Below are 22,721 nucleotides of genomic sequence, written 5' to 3'. Positions count from 1 at the left end.
TCCTGCAAACAAAGCCTTACAAATTGTTTTTTAGAATAGCCTAGCTTGTTAGCTAAGCTTAGGGCGTTACTGGAAGGTTACGTTTATGCGTTGTTGCCTTAAAAGCAGCATAAATAATTTTATAAACTGATTCAGGAACGATTTTACCTTCTAAAAAATCATCGATGTCATTATAGGAAATACCAAACGCTACTTCATCAGGTTTAAGCGGCGATAAATCCTCAAGATCAGCAGTTGGGACTTTATTAGTCAAATAATTAGGTGCGTTAAGATACATAGCAATTTTACGCACACGTCGTTTAGTTAAACCTTCTAATGGGGCTATATCACATGCACCATCACCGTATTTAGTAAAAAATCCCATCAGTGCTTCAGCAGCTTGGTCTGTGCCAATGACTAAACCATCCGTGGCGCCAGCTACTGCATATTGGCTAATCATTCGTTGCCGCGCTTTAATATTACCCATAACAAAGTCTTGTTGTGCTTCATCGCGAAAATGAATACCACTAGATAGTAAGCTAGCTAACATTGCGTCACAGGCAGGCTTGATATTCACAGTATAAATAGTATCTGGGTTAATAAACTCTATCGCTTGCTGGGCATCTGCTTCGTCCTTTTGAATGCCATAAGGTAGGCGCATTGCAATAAATTGTGCGTTTTCTCCTTGCTGGCGTAAACTTTCTACAGCAAGCTGTGCTAAGCGCCCAGCAACCGTCGAATCAATACCACCACTGATACCTAATACCAGTGTTGAGCGCTTAGTTAATAAGATCTGTGTTTTGATAAATTCAACCCGCTTTTGAGTTTCTTGTTCCGCCTCAAACTGACTGCTCACGTTAAGTTTCTGTATAATAAGCTTTTGTTCTTCATAATTAATTTGTTCACTTTGCATGGGTTTTACCTCTACACAGTTTTATGCAATGACGGTATGGCAAGTAAAGCATGTTCTGCTGCTAATGTTTGAATCTTAGCACGCTCGCCTTCAAAAATTTTAGTCTCACTAAAGAGTATAATATCGTTTGTTTTAGGCCCTTTAAACCCCCAGGCAAAGCATATAGTGCCAGGCTTTATACCATCCATTGGCTTCTCCCCAGTTAAGCCTGTAGTAGCGAGCACCACATTAGCCCTACTCTTATAAAAAGCGCCACATGCCATCTCTCGGGCAACTTGTTCACTTGTTAACGTATATCGCTCAATGGTATTTTGCTTAACCTTTAAAATATCTTTTTTTGCTGATTCTGAATAGACAACGTAGCCTACATCAATGCATTCACCACAGCCTTCAAAATTTGCTAAAATCGCTAACACTTGCCCTGCAGTACAGGATTCTGCAGTAGAAAGTATCAAATGATTCTGTTTTAAGTAATTTATTACATTTTTCATTTAGTAGTCCCAATCAAATTCTTTTGGCTAAAAAGCAAATTTTATCCTTTATCGTTGGGAGTCGCATATCCCAAGGAGCGTTTTTATTACAAATCCCTATCATATATTGCGCTTGAAACACCCGCTTCCCAAAAATCATCAATTGTCATTGATTCGAGGTCTTCTTTAGTTTTCCAAATTTATCTGAATAGTAAAAGTTCAGGTTGCTTTAATTATTTTTAATAAACAAGTAATATGCATTTTTGGGACACTTATTAGTGTTGCTAAAAATATATTTTCTTGAAGCTATTCTAACAATAAGTCTACTTAGCCCAGTCATTAGACTTATTGAGTTATGAGTCATACGAAAATCTTATCAAAGCAATTTCTTACTAGCACTTTCTTGTAAAATTATAAAAAACTTCGGTAATCCATATTAAATTGCTCACCTATTCGTTTAGCAAATTCTTTACCAATAGCACGTCTACCATTTTCCATAGCAGATAAATTAGTTTGGGAAATATTTAGTAATTTAGCAAATTTAATTTGACTTAAGCCCTCTCGATGCCTTAACCCTTTTAGCAAAAGCCCAGGCTCACCATGCTCATCAATAAGTTCGCCAAAAACATCATCAATAGAGAAATTATTTTTATTTCCTTCTTTAACTTTATATTTCTTAATAACTCCTACTATATTCTCCATGCCAGGTAACCATAGCAATAGCTTCAGTATGGGCTTTTCATGCGTTCCGACATAATACACTTCAATAAGGTTTATTTGTTTATTGACAACCTAGAACCTATGTATAGAAAAATATTAATTAGCACCCAACTTTAGTAGAAAGAGCTCACCATTCAATTCAATCGTATCGCCCGCAACCATTTTTTTTCTTTTTTGTTTTTCTATTATGCCATTTACCAATACATTGCCCGCAGCTATCATATCCTTAGCTTCTGCTCCACTGGAGGCGATACCTTCAAATTTAAGAATTTTAAAGAGTTCAACGTGTTCTTTATTAATGAAAACATCTTTCATATTATTTATTACTCCAGTAACAATGAGTTGTCGCAATCTTTATTTTTTAAGTAATCAAGATAAAGGGTTTCAATTTTAATCCTTGCCCATGGTGTTTTGCGCAGGAATTTAAGGCTTGAATTGATGCTGGGGTTCGAATAAAAACAATTAATCTTGACTCTCTCGGCCAAGCCTTTCCAGCCATAACAAATTAACAAACTCTTTAAGATGGCTTCTAAGGTAATGCCATGCAGTGGATCGTTAGAATTTCTGGCCATCAACTATACCTTTTTTGTTGCATATTGGGGCTTTAGTCTAGACCCCGCTTACCTATACTAATTTAAATAGTATTTATCCTTGGATAAATTAATATCCATAATTGTTCTTAGTATATCATGCAGCTTAATAATGCAACTTCTGGGGTTAGTTAATCAAGTCTTTTAACGCCGTGGTTGTGAGCGAATTAAAATGTAATCAGATTAATGTTTTTTAGCCTATAAATTTTTGAGCTAAGTATTCATAACCTACCCTCAGGATTTAAAACACATTTTCTACACTAATGGACAAATTATAAGTTATAAGGCTAATCAATTTTGAAAGTTTAGATGAGATGCTCCATAATCTTTCGAAATACAAAGCGATTATCGATAATTTGCCATATATTCTTTCAGTTCTTGAGGTATTTCTTTTTGGGCTATATTTAATTTATTTGTTCTAATAAAGAAAGTAGTTATATCTTTTAATGAAGGAACTTCATTTGCAACTCCTAATTTGCGCTCTTCATTTATACGCAACCGAGGCTCTTTAAGAGCACGGTCTAAATCATCTTGCTTAAAAAGTGCCTCTAAGTTTGGTCTTTCGTTTATAAAATCTCGCGGTGTATAGCTATCGACACTATAAAGAGTATCTCCGAAGTTAAAGAAAGCTTCAGCATCTTTGTTAGCTCCTTTTGCTAAAAGTAAAGCAATTAAAGCTTCTATTTTATCGCTACTGCAATTATCAAATAGTAAAGCATAATGTAGAGCAGTACGGTTATTTTTAAGCATAGGAATAGTTACATCTGCGCCCGAATGGATTAACAAACACGCTATATCAATGTAAGGCTCCCCATTGCGAGCATGGCTTCCTTTATATAAAGCATGTAACAATGCTGTATATGGGGGATTTATTTTAGCACACGGAAAAAAACGAGAAGGCCTTAATCGATGGACATATCCAGACTCGTTTAAATTGATGCCCATTGTCGCTTCCCCTAATAATGCTCTAACTTCATCCAATTTTCCGTAAGCTGCAGCACGTCTAAGCAATTCTTCTGGGCTTTTAAGTTTTTTAGATTTGGGCATTATTTCTCAATAAAATACTAAAAATGAAAAATAATTATAATATTTATTCAAAAATAACACAATATTTGCATAAAATATTCAGATTTAATTTAACCAGCCCATAATAAACTAGTTCAATTTCAGAGTATTAAAGATGATAAAAAATTGTCCTAACATATTACGTTATCCTTTAGAGGTATCAGTCATTGCTTTTATCATCGTTAACCTAAGTTATTGTGACATCAGAGAGCTAATGGCAACTTGTGGCTCCGTTGCAAAAAGATTAAATTTAAAACATTTATCTTATACCAGCCCAGTCATTTTTTTAATTCAGGAGTATAATGCTGAATCCAACGATACTCATGGGTGTGATTTATTTCTAGACCGCGTGCAACCATCATTTCCTCTAAATCTCGATAACTCATGCTGTATTTACAATACCACCGTACACATTGCAGCATCACTTCACCATGAAAATGACGCCATTTAAATGCGGTGGGTTTTGTTGAGCGCATTTTGTTATTCCATTAGTGCCTTCTGGTAAGATATTAATTATAATCTAGTGGTCGTTTTTGCAACGGAGCCAGTTTAACTACTAAAGGAATTAGGCTTATTACATGACAAAATTTAAGGCGTTTTTATTAGTTATCGTCATTCAAACAGTTTTCTTCGCACTCGGCTTTTTAGGCTTTCTTCTTGACCCTTTAATTGGAGTTTGGATAGTGGGTATTTATTTTTTTATTGTCAGCTCTTTTTTAATGTATAATACGCTAATAAAAGCGAAGTAATTTTCAGTAAACCAGTATTTATAAAAAACGTAATTCTTGTTGGCGTAACGAATGCCATTGACGTTATTCTTTTCTAACCTAAATATTCTATGGGCGTTCGAAACGCTAACTGTTCTTTACTAAAGCAGGCGTAAATAGCTTCATCACAAGGTTTGCGAGTTTGGCAATCAATTCTGAAGTTTTTCAATACAGCTTCTTCCTTATAACCACAGCGCCTTGCTAAAGCAGTGCTTTTAATATTATCAACTTGAGCACATATTTGTACTCGAGCTGCTTGATAGCGATCAAAAGCAAGTTGAGTAATCGCATTCACTGCTTCCGTGGCGTAGCCATGACCTGAAAATTTAGTAGCAATCCAATACCCTATCTCAAACATAGGTACTTCGAGTCTGCTATTTTCATTAAAACCACTAGCGCCAATTAGCTGGTTGGAAGATTTCAACTGAATAATGAGAGGAAATTCAGTTTGTGTGTTGCTACTCCACTGCTCAATGCCTCTTGCTATAAATGCTTCAGTCGTTTTTAAATTTGGGTTAAAAGCCCAGGGCATCCATTTAATCAGCTCAGGTAAAGAGTAATTAATCGCATCATGAAGCGGCTTTGCATCGCCAAATGTTGGCGGACGTATAATAAGTCTATCGGATAAAATCATGCGTATTTGTTTAATATTTAGAACTTATTACTTAATTATGCCTAAAAAAATATAGCTTTCAATGGCCAATAATCTAATAGAATTTATAATTCCTCCGCCAATTTAATTCTATAAAATACCTTTAACTGCAATAAGTTATCTTCACCTTTGATTTTTTTAACTACCTTTGTCTATTAAAAATACTTTTTTATTAAATTAAGGACAATTTAATAATTGCTTAAGATTAAAATGATACTTTCAGGCAAAATTTATTTTTATATGTTTGTATTTTATACAAAAAGTGAGGTGGTTAAAGCTAATAGAGACTAAAGCCAAGCGGGAATTGAACAAACGATAAATGACTTAAAAATTAATTAGAGGTGTTCGTTGTGGGACAAGATATTTTATATTTAAATGAAAACAAGAAAGGTAGCGATTCAGTAATTGGCGATGTTCATGGCAATAGAGGTTGTTTAGAGCACGTAATGAAGCAGCTACAAAAAGGGGATAGGTTGTTTATCGTTGGTGACTTAACGGACAGAGGTCACGATAGTTTAGGCGTAATAAAGTTGATTTTAAAAAATGGAGATAGGGTTTTTTCCATTAGAGGAAATCATGAGGATCAATGTTTAGATACCATTAATTGCTTAGAAGCATTGGCTTTAAGAAAAAGTCATTTATTTAAAAGCTCACGGTTTAAAAATTTCTTAAAAGGAGAAAATTACTCCTTAAAAAGTTTATTTGCTGATTTTAATGCTTATGAGAATAATGAGCATGAAGAAGACTATGAAGAAATTAAATTTCATTTGGAAAATCATAGACTATGGCTGGTGGACTTATTTTGCTATGAGCTGCGACATAATCGCATCACGGTTCATAAAGACTATATTGAATATGGTGAGCAAAGTAATATTAAAAGAATAGAGGAATACATGAGTAATTTACCTTATATTATTCATGTTGCTGGTATAGATCCATTTAATGTGGTGCATGCGGACATGCCATTTGATAATTTTGTCCTTATAGAGCGGATAGAGCAAGGTAATCTCCAACTAACTAAAGAAGAAAAAAAATATGCCACTTGGGCACGTGGCGGAAAAAAAGAACCATTTTTAGCAAAAACAAATTCTGATGGTGTGATTACTTATGTAGGACATAATATCATTGAGGGGAAGGGGAATAATTTACCTATTGTGCGTTTTGAATCGTCGACGGTCAATATCGATGTAGCCACTTATAAGATTAATTCGAGTCTTATGGTTAATCATACCAAAAAAAGTTCAAGCTTCACGGGCTTAGAGGCACCGCCAAAAAATTTATTGGTCAAAAAAAATATACTAGATAACTATTTGGCTTCTAGACATCAACCAGAGCAACTTATCAGTACAGCTAAAACTTTTGATGAGCATGTTGAAGAAAATGTTATTCCGGTTCTTGATTCATTGTGTATTGATATGGCAGAAACTACTGCTACTAGTAATACGGCCAATCAGACAAGCTTCATTGAGTCAGAAATAACTGCAGGAGGTTTATTGACCAGAAATAATTTATTTTCTGAAAATAAAATGACTAGAAAACATTCTGCCCCTACCAAGTTTTTTGATGAGCAGCAGGTTAAGCGTAGAAAGACTGATAAACAGCCTACTATTTCTTCCGTTATTGACTCATCAGCCGATATGGATATCGTAAACACGAAACAGTCAACCACGTTGATTAACTTAGAGCAGGAATCTGAGAGTAATGAGAGTAGATGGACTTGGTAGGTCTAGCTTGGTGTAGATTTCTGAAGGGAGATAATAGGTATACACTAAACTAGAAAAAAGCCAATTGGCCCTCCGCTCAGGGCCAATTAGCAAACAAACCCTAACGATTTTTTACTACAACTTCCTGCGTCTCATTGGACTTAAAGATCTTGAGCAAATTATTAGCTTCTAAGTCATCATGATCCGATCTTACATATTTTCCATTAACCTGATGAAAGCCTGGCACAATGATCTTGCCTTCTTTCATTAACCTGGATAATTCTTGGGCACGGAATTTTCGCCGGTCTTCAAGTTCAAAAACTACAAAACGGCGTAAATGATGAGAGTATTCAGCTGACCGCATTCTGGCCATCATCGACGTAATAATAACTTGAGCAAAGAGGACCATGTTGCCATCTACTACTAAAGCAGAATCAGGTGTGCCATCAACCTTTAGTTCACCAGCAGGCGTTGAATCATCTAACGATTCGGCAAGTAAGCTAAGCTGCGCGCCTAGACCTGTTCCTAAGCTATCTCTAAGAATATTCGGTGCATTATCCAGTTCCACCGCACCATTCCAAACTTTTTGCACAAGCGTTACCCACAAAAAGATGCCTAAGGCGGTTAAGCTGCCAACGCCTGTGAACAGCAGTGCTGAAGCGCCAACGGTTAAGACCCATTTAAGAGCTCCGTAAAAAATCTCATCACTGTCATCCACATCAACATCAAGACCTGATGTATCCATCGTCATACCTATGGTGCCTCGAATTAGCTGCGGAATAGCGATGCCATTGAAGTCGATATCAACATCAGGCGCAATATCGATAATAGGTGTATCGATATCGCGAACTACATGGCCTGTGATTTGTATGCCGCTATCGGCCATTGACATGGATAGCGCGGTAACTTTTGCGCCATCAATGACCTGGCCTACTTTCGCAGCCGCGCCCCGCTCCAAAACCATGTCTAGGAAATTTCTATTGTATGCCACAGCAAGTCCCGTCCGTGGAATAACAAAACTTTCAGTTATGATTAAGGTCGCCGTTGTGTCTGGTGGGCTTGCGGATACAACAAAGGCATCGACTGTGTCCGAACCAGCTGGTGTTAAGGTAATCGCTACATTCCACTCTGAGTCTTGAGGTTTGGTATTTGGATCGATAAATCTTGTGTTATTCAAACCTTGAACAAGGCTATCTGCGATGGGTAGCCGGGTATTTGTAAGAACGTCCTGTATCTCGGCACTCGTCATAAAATTGTCAATATCTGTTGCGATTTCGGCAGGTGAGGGTGTGCCATCAAGACCATCATAGCGAAAACCGACTTCGGCAACTGACGCGGTATTTACTAAGATAACGGTTAATTTTGCTGCTGCTTCCAGCGGGAGGGTCAATGGGGGGGCATTGGGGTCGGTTGCGGGCCTTATCTCAATTGTTCCCGAAATACGCAATATACTCCGTGGTGAATCCGGCCCCTGAGTGATCATTGCAAACTCAAATGGATCAAGCTGCACAAGCACATGCGAAGGTTGCCCGCCAATATCTCGGTCAAATTCTAGGCGCTCGGGTAGTCGGCCAAGCCGGGTTAATTCACGTAAAAAATCAGTGATTACACTAAATGAAATGCCAACCGCTGCATCTGCGCTTCCTAAATTAACATTCATAACGACCTCCGTGTTTTAAATGTTTAACACCATTAGGATGCTTTGTTATTTCCCTTACCATTATCTTGTTTTGCGTCTAAGCTTCAAGCAATAACGTATGGGGCAAGTATGAGTATGTTTTCTTCCTATTCCTCTTATAATTATAGATGTTTCATGAAGGATAATTAGCTTATTTAGGCTAAGCCATTAATTAAAATAGTAAATTTTATACTTTTAGCAGGTGTTTAGCATATCTATGCGATTAAATTAATTTTTGGTTTCTACTTTAGAAAAAAGTCGGCACTAATTTTAAATTTCTTTTTTAGTCCTACTATATGATTTTTTCCTAAATTTCGCTCACCTTTAAGGAATTTAGAGACATTCGCCTGGCCACCAAATATAGGAGCAAGATCTTTTTGCTGCAGCTGATAAATCGTCATTAAATAGTTTACCATGGCAACATTAGTTATGTTTTCACCGATTAAAGGAAAATGCTCATTGTCATATTGCTCTAAATTATCGCCAATAATTTGCATTGCTAAAGCCAAAGGATGATTTTCATCATCACGAACTTCATCAATTAATTTATCTAAAACCTTTTCAAGGTGCGCATACTCTTTATCAGTAACTGGTTTTTTAAACACAGCTAACGGTAAATGAAATTTGTGTTTAGTTTTCTGATCAACGTAGTCAATAGACAGTGCCGTCATAAATCACCTCGCTTTAATTTGTCCTTATTAATGGACTTATCATACTCAGCATGCGTCCAAATTGTTCTAACATAACAAGTTTGGGTGTTATAGTGAATTGCAGTAATCAAACGATAATTATTACCACCAACATTAAATACAGTGTAGCCATAGACCGAGTCAACACTATTGAAAACTTGCCTTAATTCAAAAATGTTAGCGGCCTTTGCGTCTAGCATTTTGTAATACCGCTCTGTTAGTGGGATTTCGGCTTGCACGTTACTTAGATAGTAATCGCGAAGTTTTTTCTTAGAAATAATACGCAAAATAGTTTCACCCAATACTAGCTAATCAGATTATATGTCAAATTGACATATAAAGTTATTAAACTTAACTAAATTTAAGCACACTTGTTAAAGTAATTCATTAATAAGTTTGGGGGCTTAGTTGAAGTCAGAACCACTGCAAGTTATTTAATTTAGCAAATTAATTATATAGTTATATGCAAATTCTCCACCTTTAAAGTATTGCGTTGAACGATAAAAAGTCATCACCTTTCAATAAGGTATTTAAACTAAGTGCTAATTACGGATTAAGTTTACTTAAAATAAAAGCCGTCATAAAACCTGTTACAGTAATAAATCCTGCAAAATTATGTGCTACCTCAAAGGCTTCTGGAATCATGGTATCCACTAACATAGCTAAGATAGCGCCTGCAGCGATTGCTGTGGTAGCTGCAATAACTTCAGATGAGAAATACTGAAAAACGGAATACCCTAATAAAGCTGCAACACCAGAAAACAGGGCAATACTACCCCAAATGCTAAAAATATATTTAGCATTACGGCCAGCCTTTTTCATACCGGCTGCACTTGATAAACCTTCAGGGATATTAGATAAAAAAATCGCAATCACCGCAACGAGACTAACAGCGCCACCCTTTAGCATACTTAAGCCAATAACAATGGATTCTGGAATCCCATCTAATAGAGAGCCAATTGCAATCGCCATACCGCTACCTGCGTCTTGTGCAGTTGATTGTTGGTGTCCTGAGCGTTTGCGATGTTTTGCTCCCTGTGCACATAAAAACCAGTTAGCTACTGTATAAATTAAGGCACCACTTAAAAATCCAATTGTGGTGGAGTCAAAGCCACCTTTATTATAAGCCCTATCCATTAATTCAAAAGAAAGTGCAGAAATTAAAACACCACTACCAAAAGCCATAATTGCGGCAACAACACGCTGCGAAATATGAAGAAAATAGCCACCTAAAGCACCAATAACTAAAGCAAAACCTGTAAAGCTTCCCCAAAAAAAGGCATGAACCCAAAGCGGTATATCTTTCATTATTTATCCTTAAATAGTAAAGATATAATTTATGACTATTTCTTTTCTATAAAATTGCAAGTAAGTTGATCTAGTCTAGGATTATATTTTTGCAATACAGCCAGCAACATAGGTTTTAGGTATAACATAAGTTATAAAATAAGTCATAAATAAGCAATCAAATACTGGTTTGTCTTATTTATGGTTGTCCATATAACTCAGCGTCTGCTACAAAAGAAGAACGATTTTTTATTGCACGATTGTTGGTATATAAATCGATGAGGCTTAAAACACGTTCTGGCATAGTAATGTTAATATGTTTTGCTTTTCCTGATATTTGACTCAAATCAATATCCATAGAACCACCAGATAGTTCAATTATACGCTCTATACATAAGGGACAATCAACTTACTCCTATTTGAATATAAATAGCTGTGAGTGATAAGTGAGGCTTAATTTTGGCAATAATTTGTCTTTAATTAAACTATAATTGATTCTATAGGTAATGAAATCTGAGATAAAATGTTTAATAAAAACCGCAAAAATGTTAAGAAAGAGAGCCTAGAATTTGAAGAAATTTTAAGTAAAGATGAATGTAAAATTAAAATCTTAAACAAAGGAGTAGTTGTAGGGCATGCTGTCTATAAAGATAGAAAAGATGGCGATATTGACCTTGCTTGGATAGGGGTAGAAGAGGAGTTTCAAGGGCAAGGGTTCGCAAGTAAATGCCTTGATTATCTATGTCAGAAAGCTTTAAATGAATCAAAAGCGCTGGTTATAAACGTAGTAGATGAAGAGGTTTTGAGTAATTTCTATTTTAAGTGGTTTAAGAGACGTGCTAATTCAAGTGATATTGATGATTACGATGAGGATATTATAGATTATTTTGAGACTTTAGTAGCAAAACCAGGTGACAAATATTTCAATATTAATCATCCAACATTAATCCTAAAACCAGAAGATATTAATTGGGCCCCTAACACTAAGATGGACCCTGTTATATCTATTTAGAAGCCTCCGGTTTCGATTGTCAAAGGGTGCTGGCTAGTACCACTGGGTGACATTGTTTCTGATCTGATTCTGAATGAGTTCTCCTTTTTCCTTGCCAAAATATTGCTGGATTATTTAAAAGGGTTTTAGATGGTGTATTATGTTGTACTGTAGCTTCAGCGTTAACGTAACTTACCTCGCTTTTGTTAATATTAGTTTTATTATCTTCTTGGTGAATTACTTCTGGCAATGTTGCAATGGTTTTTTTTAACGCCTCATTAACACTTTTTTTATTGCTATAAGCTTGCGCGGCTTTAAGGAAAAAACGAAATAATTCTAAGCAAACTTTTTTTTCCGATTCCTCTCCCATATAGCTAGAATCAGGATATACACCATGTAGGGTAACTTCCGGATGAAATTGCATGCCTATTAAAGGCGCCCCATAGTTTCCTTCAATTGCTTCAGTTAATTTACCATCACTGGCTCTGCCTGTAACCTTTAAATACGACCGGTTTAACTCATCAATAATTTGCTTATGGGCACCAAAAAAATTTCTTTCTACCGTGGCTAAATTTTTAGATTTAAACAGTTGGCCTAAAATAGATTGCGTTTCGAAAATAATTTTATCATAAGCCATATAACCTTGTTGATCTAACTCAGCCGGGGTGAGTGATCTCAATGTACTGTCATAGTATACAGCAATGGCTTCATAACCGCCGCAAACACCCATTATGGGCATTCCTCGTTGTGTTGCAACATGTATTAAAGCCAGCTCTGCAATTGTTCGTGAATAATCAAAATTATAAGTATGACTATTATCAGGTGGCTGGTTAAATAAAGAGGGATCAATCATGGCGACATTTCCTGATAACGCCAAGCAATCAACTTTATCAAGAATCTCATTAGCCATATATTTAGCATGTAAAAAGAGCTTTTTACGACCTTCCGGCGTTTTATATGCTTCTTTAAATACCTCTTGGGGAATATCCCTCATCATGACTCGGAAATCAGCATCGACAACAGGGAAATTTACAGAAGCAAATGATTTTTTAAGTGAAGGGGCACTTAAACTTCCTACTTCAGGACTATCAGTAACAGCAACGGTAATTTCTAACATAGTACGACAACAATCAAATTGACCATAAATATGATTTTATAGCATAAATAGAAGCAATTTGAACAGAAAAATTAACTATGCATTAAATTCCAACTCAAATCTTTTAGGTAAGTTATTGTTCTAAATAAAATTAGTATTTAATCATTTGTTCATTAAATTAGATTTTATAAACACCTTTATGCTAACTTATTAGTAGAAAAAATTATTCTTACCCCTATGAACAAGCAGATTATAAGAAATACTCTATTAACCGCACTAATAACCTATTCAACTTTAGGCTTTACTGAATTACACCGAGCTAGTGTTTCTAAAGAAGAAGTCAATGGCACGTTCGTTAAGCCCCTTCCCGCCCCACATCAAGATGTCGAAAACACATTGACTATTCAGGCTTTAGGAGGTGGAAAGCTTAAGATTTCTCTTAACTTAACCTATCCTTATGAGGCCAATGGTGAACTACTAGCTAATACAGGCGAGCTATCGGGAATAGCTAACATTAAAGGGGATACCGCCATTTATTCCTCCGCGGAATATGGACCTTGTACAATTACTATTACTTTTATCAAACCTGGTAAGTTAACTATTAATCAAGAAGGAGCTGATTTTGATTGCGGCTTTGGTCATAATGTGTATGCTAATGGCACTTATTTTAAAAAGCAGAAATAGACACAAGCCTACTTAAAGTAGAAAACAATGGTTAAAAAGCAATATTAGCTATACTGGTTTATAATAATTTTCACAATATCACTTAAGATTAAAACAACTTACCCACAAGTAAATCATATTGGTAATTCACTGCTAATTTATTTTATTTGCTTCAATTTTATAAATACAGGTTGAGGTGCTACACTTTAATATCGGTTTATTATTGATCATATAAATCAATAATTATTCACATAGGATATACTGATTATGGGTAGCGGCAAAGAATTATATCATTTTTTAGAAAGCCTTGAGTCTTTACGAAATAAAAAAACTGAATTTTTAAATGCTGCGCAAAATTCCCCCGTTAATTTCGTACTTTGTACGCATGTGCTACCTGATGGTATTGGGGATTTGGTGCATTTAAAAGATTTTGCTGATTACCTAGAAGCTATCCCCAATACTAATATTACTCGAGTCGCCTTTGTTCTTGATTCCGATATGAATAAAGCGGCATCTATTTTGGAAATAGGGCAATCCAAAAATTATTACATTATTCCCTATAAATTTGCTGAAAATGGTGAATTAGTATTAACCAATAAAGGGCAAGATACGTTAACCCTCTTACAGCAAAAAGGTCTATTAGAACACGCCGATTATAGGGTACAGATATCGGCTCGATTACAAATTAAAGAAAAAAATTCATTTTTAGATGCTAAAGGGGTTTTTACTGAACAAGATTGGTTATCATTTTTGGAAATTAGACCTGGTGTTATTGCACAGCAAACTAAACCCTATGCCCAAGGTTTAGTCTATATGGGTCTTGATAAAAACAATAAAGAAGCAGGAATAAAATTAAATGCAACGATAAGCCAACTTAGTGAAAGATTAGCATCCGAAACTATAATTAAAAAAGATATCGTTGAGCACTATATTAAAAACCCATTAATTAAAAAGACCGTAACGCAAGCACTTAATCAAGACTATTTTATTGCTACAGGTTATCTGCATACCCATTTATCCAAACAAGCCTATTTAACCTGGTTGAGCCATGTTTCCGAGCAAAAAAATATCTTAATTACCTCTAATAAGTTAAATTCTGCTATTTTAAATGACATGGATTTATCCAGCTTAAGTGCGGCTGGAATCGGGCAAATTGTTTTTCATAACAGTGATGGCAGTGAATCGGTTAGCAAAATAGGCGATGGGCCACGACAAATCGATATACTGCAAATGATAGATTGTAGTAATGAGGAAATAGATGCTTTATTCGCGCTAGCTCATACAACATGTGCTGCGGGCGATACCTCTATCGGCCAAGTAATGTCATCATTAGCCCTGCCTTTTTTTGATGTGGTCGATAATAAAAGATATTTTTTTGATACCCAATTTTTACAATTCATTCAACAACTTAGTAATCATCAACCCCTTTATGACTACCTTGATGCCTGTATCCACCTTGTTACGGAAGATGGCATCAATCAAGCAATGTTACAGAAAATGATTGAAATTACTAAAGAAAGCCAAACAACTCTTCTGAGCCAATGGCAACAAATTACGACTAAAATTTATCAAGAATATAACGCCTATGATGGCTTATTACAATTTATCGCAGAAAACGCCTCTTATCAATTTTTTGCCTTAGCTTCTCAGGCTCTATTCTCTGATTTAAATGATGATATAGAAGGTACTTTTTTACAACAACACCAGCAGGATTTCTTTGATTATCTTATTTATACTGAAAAAACTGAATTACTCAGTAAATTATTAGAAAAAAGAAAATTTGACCCCACAGTCTTTTTAAATATTGTCAATGAAAATAACTACAAACTACTTAAGTTAATTCCCAATGCTGAGAAGCGCTTTCTTGATGCAATTTTGCAAAATTTAGACCCTTTAATGCAAGAAAAATTACTCTCAATGGTTTTTTTGTATTGTGCGCAAAATGGGAGCGAGTCTCAGTGGATAAAAGATAAATTTACACACCTTGTTGACTGCAGATCATTAAACCAATTTAACATTGACTCCTCAATGGGTATTGATGAAGACTATGTGATTGCTTTGTGCACAAAAGCGCTTGCGGATAATGATGAAGACTATTTTAAAACTCTTCCTGCTGAAACCTTACATTCATTACAGCAAATTTTACCTACCCATTTAGTGCCCTTAGGTATTCAAAACATCCTGCAAACAGGTATTTCTGCAGCCTATATTTCTGATGATTATGATAGTTATGCTGTAGAGACAGCAGAAACAACAGAAGTATCTAATGCTAACATAGACATGCGGCGATCGACCTTAAGCATATTATTAAACCTCCCTTTAAGTGAGTCAGATAAAGAAGATCTAATTGCCGTGCTCGAGAAACCTAGTGAAGACATTTATAAAGAAGCGCTTGAGTGGTTAAGAGGTGATCTTTATGAGCTAACGATTGGCAATGACGTGGCAAAAATCCTGACAAAATATGCTTATGACCGTTTCGAAGAGCAAACTGTCATGAATTTACTTAGTTTTCCTATCAGTTATGAAGACAAGCAAGAATTAACTTTATTAATTGGGCAATCTGCTGAAGAAATCAATAAAGAGTCTTTTCAATGGCAAAAAAATACCTTTTACGATAAAAATTTGAACCAACAAATAGCAAATAGTTTACATACTCTTGCCAAGAGCTGTGTAAAACAACAAACGATAAATACATTTTTTAACTTACCCATTAGTGATGTCGATAAACAAGAGTTAGTTTTATTGCTGGAGCAGCCTTTAAACATGATAAAAAAAGAAGCTATTGCCTGGACAGAAAGCAGCTTCTATGATCAAAGCATTGGTGGACAAGTAGCAGACGCTCTAACTAATTTTGCGGGGGTAATAAAATCTAAAAGTATGCCACTGCCTAAGGTTTATAGTGAACATAAGTCATTGTCGTTTTTTAGCAGCAATCATTCCAATGAACACCCTTATTCCCCCAACAAAGCACATGTTGTAAAGGCAATAAAAAACTTCTCTATTTCAGTATCGGATAAAGAAAAATTGACTCAAGTTTTAGATGCATCTAAAGAATCAATTTTAGCAGAGGCCGATAGATGGCAAACTCTGCCATCTATCTATGAACCCGGATTAGAAAAACAAGTTGCAGAATTATTAATTAATTATGCTAATCAATTGGAAGATAATCAGATGCAGCAAAAAATTGACGCTTAAAAGTAATAGGAGTGTGCAGTCTAAAAAAAAGAAAAAATAAGCTAAGGATTGCTGCCTCTAATTAACTTTGGTTAATAACACAGGCACTTTAACTATCTCTCCTAAGCGGGCTTTATAGCCACTAAGCGCCTCTCTTAGGGTAAGGTTCCCCCTTAATTAAGGCTTTTACTCTCAAACATAGATCTCATATAGGAACACCGTTAAAAAAGTATTTAAATCTTTTTGATTCTATCCTAGCGAGGAAACTTCTTTACAGTATGATCCAAAAGCTAGAGTTTCTTTAACTGGGTTAAATGAGCTTTTCTTTAATAGTATTTTTATACATAAACCATTAGAGCAAGAAAATTACTTGAGGAGCTAAAAGATTTACAGCAAAGATTTAGAGTTCCTTCATGTATGCTCTGAACTTGAAAATATACTATTCAAGTTATGTTCATAATAAGCAGAAGTAGTCTTTTTATATAAAATACGTTGTAAAGGCTTAATTTCATCGGAAGCAAGTATAAAATAATTTATATTTCAATGTGGATAAATGCGATTTAAGCATTCTATGCGCTTAGTATAAGGGCCACTATTTATCAACGGGGTTCTCATTAATTAGCTGCTTAAAGGTTTCTTTGCAAACGGGTTTTTCTCCTCGAGTAGCAAAATAACTAAGCGGTGTAAGGAGCGCAATATCAATATTTAAAGCCGGGCATAAAGTTACCCACTCGGCAAAGCATTCTTGATCTATTTCATGAAACCCATATCCCATGTTTGAATTGCCAAGCTTACAATAAGCAATAGAGGCAACAGCCTTTTTTAATAAGCCTTTTTTTTGTTGGCTTTCTTGAAACATAAAGCGTGTTCCACAATAGATAACTGCTTTTTCTAAACCTGCTTCATATTGAGCGAAAAACAGAGGATCCATAATATCATCTTGATAAAGGCGCCCATGTGCTTGTGATATTCTGCCTTGCGCAAAATCTTGATAAAACCAAATTAGTCTACGGATAGCAATGGCGGTATTTAAATCTACCTTCCTCGGAGTTGCAGCACCTTCTTTTCCTTCTAAAAAAGCAGTATCATAGAATTTATTACGTGCTAAATGAAATGCATCAAATAATCTATCGGCTGAAATTTGGGTCAAACCAAAGTTAGTTTGATAGTTAAAATGAATATATTTTTGTTTGGCAAGCCTTAATATTTGCTTCCAGTTGCCTAAGTTAGTTTGCGCCTTATAAGTGGAAAGCGAATGACCTTGCATATCGGTAATACTCGTGGAATCACCACTACTTTCTTTAAGAATCATCGCCAAAACATGTGCCCATTGATGCGCAGCTTGCTCATCAAAATAAATATTTTGGACATTGGCCATGTATTGATGAATAACAAAATGTTGAAAAATCAATAACCTAAGATTAGGACTTATTGACGAGCATTGGCTATCTTTTTCGTTTATTACAAGGTAAAACACGCGATCAGTTAATAGACTAATTTGCTCCTCATCTGGCAAGCCTGTAAGATTAGGAAGCCAGCCTCCGTCTACTGGGTCTTTTGAGTGAGACAAATGGAGATAATCTGCTAGTGAAGGTGGGGCATATTCTTCGAACGCTAAAGCAGTAGAAAAGGTCAATTGCGATAAAAAAATAAGCATTACTGCTTGAATATAACATCTTATCATAACTTATTATTATAATCTATATTTAAACATATTGCTTAAATACTTGACTTAAATGGTAATTAACTTTCTAGTTAATGACTTGATAAATAATTTTTTTAAGATTTGAGTCAAAGCAATAAATCATTTCTTCAATAGTTAACTAAATATTCTCTATTTAAAATTAAAATTAATACGAGTAATAAACTAAACAGGAACCCTGTTAATAAAGCACAGGTTAAAAAATTATCTGGAATGAATGCAATAAAAGCTGTAATTAAACAAATAGTAAAAATTTTCATCAGGCTCAGCAAGGAAGTACCATCTATAATAAACCCCGTAAAATCTTTGAATCCACAGGTAACAAAATTAGGATATAAAATACCTAAACCTAATGAAGAAATAAATATAGGTATAATGAAAGCGAAAATTGACGTACCGGTAAAGTAACCTGCAATTAAGAAGGTAGCTATGCCTAGAAAGCTAATAATTAAGCCACTAAAAATCGTCGTTTTTAGCAAATACCTCGAAAGCATGAAGGTATTTAATAAGGAGCCCATACTAAATAACAAACTTATTAAAGATGCTATAGCGCCAGAGACTTTAATAGAAGCGCCTAAGTGCATTTGTAAGATAAAAGAACTCATCACTAAATAACATACAATAATATTCACACAAATAATCGCATATATCGCATGGGTAATGTATTGCTGATTTGCTAATAAATTTTTGACTTTACTATAAAAAGAAATTTTTACTTTTGGGGGAGTAATTATTTTTGGCAAGAAACAATAGCCTGAGGTTAATAGTAAAAAAGATAATATAAATAAAAATATGAAGCTACTTTGCCAACCATAAAGTTCTTGTAAATAACCTCCTATTGCAGGCGCTAATATATTGGCAAGCGTTAAAAAAAATACGCTATAAGAGATTATTATACCTAATTTACGGGGCGGAAAAAAAAGGTAGATAATTGTAATAATAATAGCCATAGAGCCAAATCCTGCGCCCATCCCTTGCAAGAAGCGCAGAGCTAAAAAATAAACCATATCAGCAGAGAAAATAATCAACAAAGTAGCTATTAAAAATACGCCATTACAGATTAGAAAAATATACCGATAATTTATTATTTTATTAAGAAATCCATAGAGAAAAACAGATAAACCAAAACCTAACATAAAATAGAAGTAACTAAGCTGAATATAGTCAATTGTCGTGTGTAAAGCTTTAGCTATAGCAGGCATAGCGGGAATATAAATATCCATCGCAAATTGGGCAACCAACCCATTTGCAATAGCAAAGATAATTAATTTGTTTGGTGCCCATGTAAGGATAGTCATTTTAATTTATATTAATAATTATGTACAAATAAGTTATTTTCTAATAATGACAATAACTTGCCCTGGCTCACTAATAAAACTGTCATGGATTCGGCTTTTAATTTGGTTTAATTCCCATAATAAATAATGATTTTCCTGTAGCTGCGCTATATATTGTTGTTGTACTTTAAAAAAATCCTTAAGATTTAACTCTTTAATAAAAAGCTCATAGTATATTTCAATGCTTGAAATTTCACGGGTAATTGCATTAATAATTTCACCTGCACTAAGCCCTTCTCGATGGAAATAACCTAAGCTTTGATGCAGCTTTTTACACCAAGCTGCTAATTCAGCGCTAAGTTGTTGAGAATAAATTGTTTTGTCATACCAAGGATCAACAACAATGACGCCGTTTTTAGCAACTCTGATAGCCTCTGATAATGCATTTTCCGGATCAGGTATGTGATGCAGCGAATTAGCAATTAAGACCCAATTGAACTTATCATTAGCATAGGGTAAATGCCTTGCATCGCCTAGGCTCGCATCAATATTTTGCTGACGTAGCTTTTCTACATATGGCTCATAGAGATCAATACCAGAAACTTTGATGGGATAATTAGCTTGCAAATAAATTAACTTCCTCCCATCGCCGCAACCTACTTCTAATAAAGTACGTGTTTTCGGTTTTAAATTTACTATTTTTTCAATAAGCTTTTTTTCAAGGATTGATAATTTAGAGTAAGCCATCCTTGCTCTCCAGATTAAGTGAGCATAAAAATGCTCTACCAAATTTCGTTAATTTTGCATGCTTTAAAAGGATTTCTTCGCCTTGTTTAAATTTAATTTGATATGCTTGTAGTCGGTCTTGATAAATATAAGGTAAGTCTCGAATAGCTATATTTGCATGATTTTTATCATAATTATTACTTTCATCATCTATAAAATAATTTATTGCTAATTTATACATAACAATTAGTCTAAAAAAGACAAAATGCGCATGAAAGATACCCTTTAAAGGTCGCAAAACATTTCGTGCCGGAGAGTGATGTAGTTCAGTAGAATTCAATACTATTGGGTCTAAGGTCATTAACAAATTTAAAAAAACATGGGATATTTCATGTACTATGCTGTCAAAAAAATATAATAGTTGCTGTGGGGCTGAGTGAAGCATTTTATAGCGTAGGATAATCATGCCAAAATATTTTAAGCTTGTTGCAGCTGTGGCAAGAAAAACTCCTTTTGAGAGATGTAATACAGCAAGAATTTCCTGAATCTCACTATGCAAATTTTTACTCGTTTTTTCAATAATATCAATAACTTGTGAAATTTGTTTATTAGCTAAATCGAATTCAATGGGTGAGAGTGGCTCAAAGGTTTCAATTCGATTAGATAAGGTTTGAATATAATTTTGTTGGTATTTGATAATGGGATTAATTTGATTATTATCAAGTAATAATTGTTTTGTATAAAAATTATTACTATCAAATTCAATTAATGAATGACATAAACGAGCAACCTCTCGTTTATTTTGATTATAAAGCGCTTCCAGAAGGGAATAATAATAAAAATAGAGTAGTGGCGACAACCGCCTATTCACATCCAAACTGTCTATCTTTTGTATAACAACATCAAAATTTGCTGTAAGCCCTTCTTCTGCTGCCAGAATAAGCTCCATAAAGCTCGTCTTTGTTCGTTTTCTAAGATAACAATGCAGAGCCTTTACATGGGTTTCACCCATAAAAGGCTCTATTGGAAGTGTGCGTAATAATTTTTGGTTAGTAGACACATTTTATTCCTTTAAGGATTACAACCGTAATTTAAATTCCAGCTTCCATTAGGCTGGTGCTTGGACGGTAGGTATTTTGTCTGCGCCATCTTTAACAGTATTAGAAGGAACTTTAAAAGCTAAACGTTGCTCTGAGAGAGATGCGTTAAGTCTTTTTTTAGATTGGCCGTGGTTAGATTGCTTTGCTTTTTGAGTCATAATAAAACTCCTAATAAACTAACAAGTCGCAGATATTAATCTGCTTGTTTATAATTATAGCAGTTATTATCCTTGGGAAAATTGCTGATTAATTCTTCAGCCTGATTAGCAGTCTCTTTGTTACCATTATTTAAACTATTTAATTGATTGTTAAAAAAGAAAAAGTTCCTATAAAGTTTTGACAAATTGGGCTGGTTACAGCGAATCTCTAAGGGTTGCTCTTAGATAGCTCTACATGCAAGTTAAGATGATATAAAAATAGCGCTATTTTCAAATTTTTATTTGAATAATAGGCTTATTTCATGTACCTCATTAATAGCCGCTTAATTCAGTAGTATGGCTATAGGTAATATAAAGCTTATACTTTCTCTGTATGTATGGTCAATGGAATTAATTTGATAGGGAAATTAGCTGGGGGAGGTTTTTTCCACAAACTTAAGACACATCCTCCGATTCCGGCCCCCACTACCTTACAAGCTAAAGCAAATTGTTTTAATTTTTGAATGTGGTTATGTAATTGAGGCGATATTAAATCCCATTCATAATAACATTCATTTGCTGTTGTCAGCCCTTGAGCTAAGACATGCAAGCTTATATCATTTTTCTTTTCTAAAGCCGTGTTAATTAAACTAACTGCCTGCCACATTTTCTCATAGATAACTTCTGCCTTAATAGGATTTTCATTTTTTAATTGCTGAACTTTTTTAACACAGGAACTCGTAATCCTAGTTTCATTAGAAGACGAAATATAAAAAAGAGGTTGCCAAGTGGTTATTTCATTTAATTCATGATTAGAAGAATATCTGATTATATTCCTGGCAGTTACTCCTGCAATATCTACCCCACTACTTGGTTTATGAAATAAATCTTCAAGTTGTACTGCAAATTGAAATAATTCCGAGCGCGGCAATAGACTTTGATAGATAATCCATTTTGTAATAGCAACGCAAAGGGCAGCTGAAAAACCCAACCCACAACAAGGTGGGATAGTTGATTTAATATTAAAAAAACCTTTAATGGTGCTGGGATCTTTGTGTAATAACTCATAAGCTCTGACAATTAGAGGCCATAATATAATTCCATAGGAATTATTACCCTCAGCCGAAATAGTATGCATAGTCTTTATTTTACTAGCTTCATAGCTCAATATGAGTTGATAATGATTAAACGGGGCAACAATCGCATACCCGCGTTCAAGGATAAGATGTTCTCCAGCTAAGATACATTTTGCAGGAACTTTAACTTCAAAAACCACCATGTTCTCCATCACTTCATTTATAAAATGAGTATAGTTGATTAAATTTAAATCAACTAATAGCAA

At 34.7% G+C, this 22,721-nt stretch carries 24 protein-coding genes and 1 pseudogene; 5 read left to right on the top strand and 20 right to left on the bottom strand.

Annotated elements, in window-relative coordinates:
* Positions 1–58: 58 nt before the first annotated feature.
* The 7 genes and pseudogenes from nadE to DYE47_RS14585 form a co-directional block, all read right to left on the bottom strand.
* The gene (gene nadE / locus DYE47_RS14615) at positions 59–892 is read right to left on the bottom strand and encodes an ammonia-dependent NAD(+) synthetase (protein WP_115304186.1); all 834 of its coding nucleotides are present in this window, start codon (positions 890–892) and stop codon (positions 59–61) included.
* A gap of 11 nt (positions 893–903) precedes the next feature.
* Positions 904–1,383, bottom strand: coding sequence for a CinA family protein (locus DYE47_RS14610; protein WP_115304185.1), 480 nt, complete (start codon positions 1,381–1,383; stop codon positions 904–906).
* A gap of 390 nt (positions 1,384–1,773) precedes the next feature.
* Entirely contained in the window at positions 1,774–2,064 is a 291-nt protein-coding gene (locus DYE47_RS14605) for a helix-turn-helix domain-containing protein (protein ID WP_115304184.1), read from the bottom strand.
* 114 nt (positions 2,065–2,178) lie between these two features.
* Positions 2,179–2,397: an RNA-binding S4 domain-containing protein gene (locus DYE47_RS14600; RefSeq protein ID WP_115304183.1), complete on the bottom strand. Its 219-nt coding sequence runs from the start codon at positions 2,395–2,397 to the stop codon at positions 2,179–2,181.
* 8 nt (positions 2,398–2,405) lie between these two features.
* Positions 2,406–2,654: a VF530 family protein gene (locus DYE47_RS14595; protein WP_115304182.1), complete on the bottom strand. Its 249-nt coding sequence runs from the start codon at positions 2,652–2,654 to the stop codon at positions 2,406–2,408.
* A gap of 363 nt (positions 2,655–3,017) precedes the next feature.
* Positions 3,018–3,719 (bottom strand): ankyrin repeat domain-containing protein, encoded by a 702-nt coding sequence (locus DYE47_RS14590; protein WP_115304181.1) that lies wholly within the window; start codon positions 3,717–3,719, stop codon positions 3,018–3,020.
* Positions 3,720–4,018: 299 nt separating this feature from the next.
* Positions 4,019–4,213 (bottom strand): annotated as a pseudogene (locus DYE47_RS14585) (IS6 family transposase); the annotation flags it as partial.
* Positions 4,214–4,315: 102 nt separating this feature from the next.
* Here DYE47_RS14585 and DYE47_RS16105 point away from each other — a divergent pair.
* On the top strand, positions 4,316–4,486 hold the full coding sequence (locus DYE47_RS16105) for a hypothetical protein (protein WP_160149913.1): 171 nt from the start codon (positions 4,316–4,318) through the stop codon (positions 4,484–4,486).
* A 73-nt stretch (positions 4,487–4,559) separates the two neighbouring features.
* Here DYE47_RS16105 and DYE47_RS14580 read toward each other — a convergent pair whose 3' ends face one another.
* Entirely contained in the window at positions 4,560–5,138 is a 579-nt protein-coding gene (locus DYE47_RS14580) for a GNAT family N-acetyltransferase (RefSeq protein ID WP_115304180.1), read from the bottom strand.
* A gap of 368 nt (positions 5,139–5,506) precedes the next feature.
* Here DYE47_RS14580 and DYE47_RS14575 point away from each other — a divergent pair, with 368 nt between their 5' ends.
* Positions 5,507–6,880, top strand: a complete 1,374-nt coding sequence (locus tag DYE47_RS14575) for a metallophosphoesterase (protein ID WP_115304179.1) — start codon at positions 5,507–5,509, stop codon at positions 6,878–6,880.
* Between the two features lie 100 nt (positions 6,881–6,980).
* On the opposite strand, the gene DYE47_RS14570 is transcribed toward DYE47_RS14575, so the two are convergent.
* The 5 genes from DYE47_RS14570 to DYE47_RS14550 all read right to left on the bottom strand — a co-directional run bounded on the left by DYE47_RS14570 (position 6,981) and on the right by DYE47_RS14550 (position 10,871).
* Positions 6,981–8,519: a hypothetical protein gene (locus DYE47_RS14570; RefSeq protein ID WP_115304178.1), complete on the bottom strand. Its 1,539-nt coding sequence runs from the start codon at positions 8,517–8,519 to the stop codon at positions 6,981–6,983.
* Positions 8,520–8,779: 260 nt separating this feature from the next.
* On the bottom strand, positions 8,780–9,208 hold the full coding sequence (locus DYE47_RS14565) for a helix-turn-helix domain-containing protein (RefSeq protein WP_115304177.1): 429 nt from the start codon (positions 9,206–9,208) through the stop codon (positions 8,780–8,782).
* The gene (locus DYE47_RS14560) at positions 9,205–9,513 is read right to left on the bottom strand and encodes a type II toxin-antitoxin system HigB family toxin (protein WP_115304235.1); all 309 of its coding nucleotides are present in this window, start codon (positions 9,511–9,513) and stop codon (positions 9,205–9,207) included. Before DYE47_RS14560 ends, DYE47_RS14565 begins: the two co-directional genes overlap by 4 nt.
* A gap of 259 nt (positions 9,514–9,772) precedes the next feature.
* Positions 9,773–10,534 carry a ZIP family metal transporter gene (locus tag DYE47_RS14555; protein ID WP_115304176.1) on the bottom strand — a complete coding sequence of 254 codons (762 nt, stop codon included), beginning with the start codon at positions 10,532–10,534 and terminating at the stop codon, positions 9,773–9,775.
* Between the two features lie 178 nt (positions 10,535–10,712).
* A complete protein-coding gene (locus tag DYE47_RS14550) occupies positions 10,713–10,871 on the bottom strand; it encodes a type II toxin-antitoxin system HicB family antitoxin (protein WP_242604256.1) in 159 nt (52 codons plus the stop codon).
* Positions 10,872–11,036: 165 nt separating this feature from the next.
* On the opposite strand from DYE47_RS14550, the gene DYE47_RS14545 reads away from it, so the two are divergent.
* On the top strand, positions 11,037–11,525 hold the full coding sequence (locus DYE47_RS14545; RefSeq protein ID WP_115304175.1) for a GNAT family N-acetyltransferase: 489 nt from the start codon (positions 11,037–11,039) through the stop codon (positions 11,523–11,525).
* A gap of 19 nt (positions 11,526–11,544) precedes the next feature.
* Here DYE47_RS14545 and DYE47_RS14540 read toward each other — a convergent pair whose 3' ends face one another.
* Complete coding sequence (locus DYE47_RS14540) at positions 11,545–12,621, bottom strand: gamma-glutamyl-gamma-aminobutyrate hydrolase family protein (protein ID WP_115304174.1); 1,077 nt, start codon at positions 12,619–12,621, stop codon at positions 11,545–11,547.
* Between the two features lie 216 nt (positions 12,622–12,837).
* Between DYE47_RS14540 and DYE47_RS16205 the strand changes: the two genes are divergently transcribed.
* Both DYE47_RS16205 and DYE47_RS14530 read left to right on the top strand, forming a co-directional pair.
* On the top strand, positions 12,838–13,284 hold the full coding sequence (locus DYE47_RS16205; RefSeq protein ID WP_174224134.1) for a hypothetical protein: 447 nt from the start codon (positions 12,838–12,840) through the stop codon (positions 13,282–13,284).
* Between the two features lie 246 nt (positions 13,285–13,530).
* A complete protein-coding gene (locus tag DYE47_RS14530; RefSeq protein WP_176579717.1) occupies positions 13,531–16,458 on the top strand; it encodes a hypothetical protein in 2,928 nt (975 codons plus the stop codon).
* 571 nt (positions 16,459–17,029) lie between these two features.
* Here DYE47_RS14530 and DYE47_RS14525 read toward each other — a convergent pair.
* The 6 genes from DYE47_RS14525 to DYE47_RS14505 form a co-directional block, all read right to left on the bottom strand.
* Positions 17,030–18,121, bottom strand: a complete 1,092-nt coding sequence (locus DYE47_RS14525) for a hypothetical protein (RefSeq protein ID WP_244924161.1) — start codon at positions 18,119–18,121, stop codon at positions 17,030–17,032.
* Positions 18,122–18,249: 128 nt separating this feature from the next.
* Positions 18,250–19,437, bottom strand: coding sequence for an MFS transporter (locus DYE47_RS14520; protein ID WP_115304172.1), 1,188 nt, complete (start codon positions 19,435–19,437; stop codon positions 18,250–18,252).
* Between the two features lie 33 nt (positions 19,438–19,470).
* Positions 19,471–20,163, bottom strand: coding sequence for a class I SAM-dependent methyltransferase (locus tag DYE47_RS14515; protein WP_115304171.1), 693 nt, complete (start codon positions 20,161–20,163; stop codon positions 19,471–19,473).
* A complete protein-coding gene (locus DYE47_RS14510; protein ID WP_115304170.1) occupies positions 20,150–21,202 on the bottom strand; it encodes an aKG-HExxH-type peptide beta-hydroxylase in 1,053 nt (350 codons plus the stop codon). The genes DYE47_RS14515 and DYE47_RS14510 overlap by 14 nt, the downstream gene beginning before the upstream one ends.
* A gap of 48 nt (positions 21,203–21,250) precedes the next feature.
* Entirely contained in the window at positions 21,251–21,400 is a 150-nt protein-coding gene (locus DYE47_RS16100; RefSeq protein ID WP_160149912.1) for a hypothetical protein, read from the bottom strand.
* A gap of 358 nt (positions 21,401–21,758) precedes the next feature.
* A partial coding sequence (locus tag DYE47_RS14505; protein WP_244924160.1) for a mevalonate kinase family protein occupies positions 21,759–22,721 on the bottom strand: 963 nt, incomplete at its 5' end.

It is taken from the genome of Legionella beliardensis, assembly GCF_900452395.1.
GTDB lineage: Bacteria > Pseudomonadota > Gammaproteobacteria > Legionellales > Legionellaceae > Legionella_C > Legionella_C beliardensis.
The sequence above is the reverse complement of the archived record's forward strand: the minus strand, read 5'-3'. Positions and strand labels throughout refer to the sequence as shown.

What these genes read in the sequence shown, in the direction of transcription:
- nadE (WP_115304186.1), bottom strand. Translation starts at nt 892, where the DNA reads ATGCAAAGTGAACAAATTAATTATGAAGAACAAAAGCTTATTATACAG.
- DYE47_RS14610 (WP_115304185.1), bottom strand. Translation starts at nt 1,383, where the DNA reads ATGAAAAATGTAATAAATTACTTAAAACAGAATCATTTGATACTTTCT.
- DYE47_RS14605 (WP_115304184.1), bottom strand. Translation starts at nt 2,064, where the DNA reads ATGGAGAATATAGTAGGAGTTATTAAGAAATATAAAGTTAAAGAAGGA.
- DYE47_RS14600 (WP_115304183.1), bottom strand. Translation starts at nt 2,397, where the DNA reads ATGAAAGATGTTTTCATTAATAAAGAACACGTTGAACTCTTTAAAATT.
- DYE47_RS14595 (WP_115304182.1), bottom strand. Translation starts at nt 2,654, where the DNA reads ATGGCCAGAAATTCTAACGATCCACTGCATGGCATTACCTTAGAAGCC.
- DYE47_RS14590 (WP_115304181.1), bottom strand. Translation starts at nt 3,719, where the DNA reads ATGCCCAAATCTAAAAAACTTAAAAGCCCAGAAGAATTGCTTAGACGT.
- DYE47_RS16105 (WP_160149913.1), top strand. Translation starts at nt 4,316, where the DNA reads ATGACAAAATTTAAGGCGTTTTTATTAGTTATCGTCATTCAAACAGTT.
- DYE47_RS14580 (WP_115304180.1), bottom strand. Translation starts at nt 5,138, where the DNA reads ATGATTTTATCCGATAGACTTATTATACGTCCGCCAACATTTGGCGAT.
- DYE47_RS14570 (WP_115304178.1), bottom strand. Translation starts at nt 8,519, where the DNA reads ATGAATGTTAATTTAGGAAGCGCAGATGCAGCGGTTGGCATTTCATTT.
- DYE47_RS14565 (WP_115304177.1), bottom strand. Translation starts at nt 9,208, where the DNA reads ATGACGGCACTGTCTATTGACTACGTTGATCAGAAAACTAAACACAAA.
- DYE47_RS14555 (WP_115304176.1), bottom strand. Translation starts at nt 10,534, where the DNA reads ATGAAAGATATACCGCTTTGGGTTCATGCCTTTTTTTGGGGAAGCTTT.
- DYE47_RS14550 (WP_242604256.1), bottom strand. Translation starts at nt 10,871, where the DNA reads ATGGATATTGATTTGAGTCAAATATCAGGAAAAGCAAAACATATTAAC.
- DYE47_RS14545 (WP_115304175.1), top strand. Translation starts at nt 11,037, where the DNA reads ATGTTTAATAAAAACCGCAAAAATGTTAAGAAAGAGAGCCTAGAATTT.
- DYE47_RS14540 (WP_115304174.1), bottom strand. Translation starts at nt 12,621, where the DNA reads ATGTTAGAAATTACCGTTGCTGTTACTGATAGTCCTGAAGTAGGAAGT.
- DYE47_RS16205 (WP_174224134.1), top strand. Translation starts at nt 12,838, where the DNA reads ATGAACAAGCAGATTATAAGAAATACTCTATTAACCGCACTAATAACC.
- DYE47_RS14530 (WP_176579717.1), top strand. Translation starts at nt 13,531, where the DNA reads ATGGGTAGCGGCAAAGAATTATATCATTTTTTAGAAAGCCTTGAGTCT.
- DYE47_RS14525 (WP_244924161.1), bottom strand. Translation starts at nt 18,121, where the DNA reads ATGATAAGATGTTATATTCAAGCAGTAATGCTTATTTTTTTATCGCAA.
- DYE47_RS14520 (WP_115304172.1), bottom strand. Translation starts at nt 19,437, where the DNA reads ATGACTATCCTTACATGGGCACCAAACAAATTAATTATCTTTGCTATT.
- DYE47_RS14515 (WP_115304171.1), bottom strand. Translation starts at nt 20,163, where the DNA reads ATGGCTTACTCTAAATTATCAATCCTTGAAAAAAAGCTTATTGAAAAA.
- DYE47_RS16100 (WP_160149912.1), bottom strand. Translation starts at nt 21,400, where the DNA reads ATGACTCAAAAAGCAAAGCAATCTAACCACGGCCAATCTAAAAAAAGA.